General features: G+C 52.0%; 1 protein-coding gene. It reads right to left on the reverse strand.

The annotated features are described in order from the left end of the window. Positions 1-2,601, reverse strand: a 2,601-nt coding sequence (locus ACJROR_RS14730; RefSeq protein WP_406547755.1) for a sulfatase-like hydrolase/transferase, incomplete at its 3' end; no start/stop codon positions are given. Between the last annotated feature and the right edge of the window lie 667 nt (positions 2,602-3,268).

Here is a 3,268-nt window from a genome sequence, read left to right on the forward strand (position 1 = left end):
CGCGCCGGGATTATTTCGATCCCCGTCCGCGGACTCGAACCATTCGCTGGACTTCTTGTAGCGCTGATCCTCCGGCACCTCCTCAATCTTGCTGATGAGGGTGTCCGTATCCCGGAGCAGCGACAGAATGTTCCCGAACACTTCATCCTGGTTCCGGATATTGCCGGTGATCTCGGAATGATTTCCGGCAATCACGAAGGTGCCGGTATTATCCCCGTCCTTCAGCAGGATTTCGTTGCGGGGCGACAGCTCCTGATAGACGATGGTCTCGTTAACCTTTTCGATAAAGGGGTTAACATGGAGCGAACTGCCGGAGTAGGTATCCAGAGTCAGGTACTGGATAATTTCCCCCAGAGAGGCGGAGGAAATGTCATTGGTGGACACGAAGGTCTTGACGTTTTTATCGATGATGATGAGAGGCACCCGGGCCACGGAGAGCCGGCCGTAGGTATCATATTCCTTCTTGCTTACCGGAATGGAGGCGCGGTGATTGCCGGTGATAATCAGAATGCCGTTCCGGAAGTAGTTGATTCTGGTGAGATCCTGCACAAAATGAGCCACGGCCTCATCGGTAAACTGCATCACCTTGTCGAAATTGAATTCCTTCTGGCTGGGATCAATGCGGTTTTCCACCGGAACGGCAAAGGGGGCGATGCCGGAGCCGGTGATAATCTGCACGAAGAAGTTCTTGCCGCCGGTGCGCATCCAGTATTCCACCTTCCGGGCCATCTCCTCCAGGAACACCTTGTCATCCAGAGAGTCGGAACGGTAGCGGGGAGCGGTTTCCGGGAACCGGGAATCCATGTAATCCACGAGATAATCAAAGCCGGCGTTGTCGTACTGCACCTTCAGCACCGAGCTGGGCTTAAAGGCATAGGCCATGATGGTGGCATAGCCGGCGTTCTTCATGATGTAGGGAAGAGCCCGGCCGTAAAGTCCCTTGGTTTCCAGTCCCACGCCGTTATGCAGGAAGGGATAGCCGGTCAGGAAGGAGTAATTGGCGGTCTCGTCGTCATAGCCCAGAGCATAGTAATTCTTGAACCAGATATTGTGGTTGGCGATAACGTCGATGTTCGGGGTGAGGTTCTCGCCGCCGTAAAGCCGGCTGCCGAAGCTGGAAAGGGAATTAACCACCAGCACGATGACGTTCTTGTGGGAATTCATCCCCTGCTTGACGGTGTTGATCTCGCTGGAGGATGCGGTAATCCGGGAAAAGTCCAGATTCTCAATGCCGCGGTTAACCTCCACCAGATTGTAGAACTTGTCGTCATAAACGCTGCTGGTGCCGATATTGGCGAAATAAGCCCATACGGCCAGACATTCGATGAAGAGATAAGACCAGAGCCGGGCCGGAGTGACGCTCATGTCCTTGCGGCGGGAATAAGCCAGAGACACGGTGATGACGATCATGGCCATGGTAACCAGGGTCAGGAGTCCCTGCACCGTCTGGAAGAACAGCACGGACTGCACCACGAAGTCCTGATAGGTGAACTTGCTGAAATCCAGGGAGGTGAAAATCAGACGATCCGTTTCCTTGCCGGTGTTAATGGCATAATCCAGGAACATCAGGGCGAGCCCCAGGCCGGTGATAATCAGAATCAGATTTCTGACGCTTTTTCTCCGGAGCAGACAGGCTATGGAGATAAGCAGCACGGCAGCCACGTCAAAGGGAAGATCCTGCTTGACGATGTGGATATAGCCCATGAACTCGTTATGGTAGATGGTGCCCACCTCGCTCTTGAACACGGCATAGCGCACCAGCATCAGGAGGATCAGCACCAGTGAGGTCAGCATGAAATGGGCATGTCTGACAAAGAAGCCCCGGGAGATGTAGAAAAACGAACCCAGGCCGACAGTCAGGGTGCCCAGCAAAAGGAGCCGGTTATGAAGAGCGTAGGCATCCACCACCTCGCCGAAGATATAAACCAGCACAAAAATCCAGCCGGCGGCAGTCAGCAGGGCTCTCACGTTCTGCGCCACGGTATAGCGCCAGGGCACCTTCTTGCCGATTCTCATAATGAGACCGTAAACCAGCTGGAAGGTGATAAAGAGGGCAAAGAAGAACAGGATCTGCCAGTAATTGTAGGGTTCGACTATGGAATGCACCTCGAAGATCTGGCTGATGATCTGGGGCCGGTCGGAAAACGCCGGCTCCGCGGTGCTTCTCTGATAGAAGACAAAGCAGGCGCTCTCGCCCTGCTGGTCGCTGCTGGACATGGAAATGTTGCTCAGCACTGACTGCATGAAATTGTAGGTGAATTCCTGCTTGTAGCCGTGGATGGTCAGATTGCGGATGCAGATATTCCCCGTGGCGGAATCATCAAAAAGCAGGGACAGCTGGGACACGGATCTGAGATTCGGCAGATCGAATTCATAGCTGTGGTATTCATCCCCCTGTTCGGCCGTGAAGGATACCGAATAATCCCTGATAAAGCGGTCATCGCTTTCATTTTTGTAGAAAATGCGAACATCGGCGGCAGTGCTGGACTGGAGCTCGAATGAAAGATGCACGGGAACGGTAAAACCGTAGCCCGTCAGATTAACTACAACTGTTATGGCCAGAGCCAGTACAACAAACAACAGAATCTCAAAAAAACGCATTTACAAAAATCTCACCCGGAGATCCTCAGATCAAAACGGAAACGGGAAATGCCCGCGAGCATTCCCTGATGCAGATAGTTTCATTATATATAGCAAAGCGATTGAAGCAGTCTAAGGAGAGTTCATAAACTTGAACTAAAACAATAAAATTGCCTGATTTGGCTCCGGCTTTCCCGCAGGGACTCCGGAACCACTTAAAAAAAAGAGAGCCCCTCTGAGATTGTTCTCAGAAGCGCCACCGGGGAAAAATTATAACAAAAACACAACATTTGAAAACATTCCGTTAAAGAAAATACTGAAAAGGAACCGTATTCCCCGGCAGAAATGAAGTCCGGAGATCCGCCGGCGGGAAGGAGATACCAGAGCCCCCGGAACAACAGCGCCTGAAAGAAGGCCGGATCCGTCATGGCCCCGTCTCCCCGGGAAAACCGCCTGCCCCGGCCGCCATAACACTTATGGGAGTGTTCTGAAGAACAGGAACACTTAAGAGGGTGTTCTAAGGAAAAAGGAAGCCCCCGCAAGCTTCGGAAAATCCCCGGCCAATCCGCGCTGATGTCTTGCCCGCGCCGAAACTGCTTAAAAGATATCAGCAAAATTCCGCGCTGATAAATAAATCAATAATAAAACAAAAAATAAAACAGCAAAACGATAAATAAAAAGCAGGTTT

The sequence above is a fragment of the Succinimonas sp. genome (assembly GCF_045225735.1).
In the GTDB taxonomy this organism is placed as follows: Bacteria; Pseudomonadota; Gammaproteobacteria; order Enterobacterales; family Succinivibrionaceae; genus Succinimonas.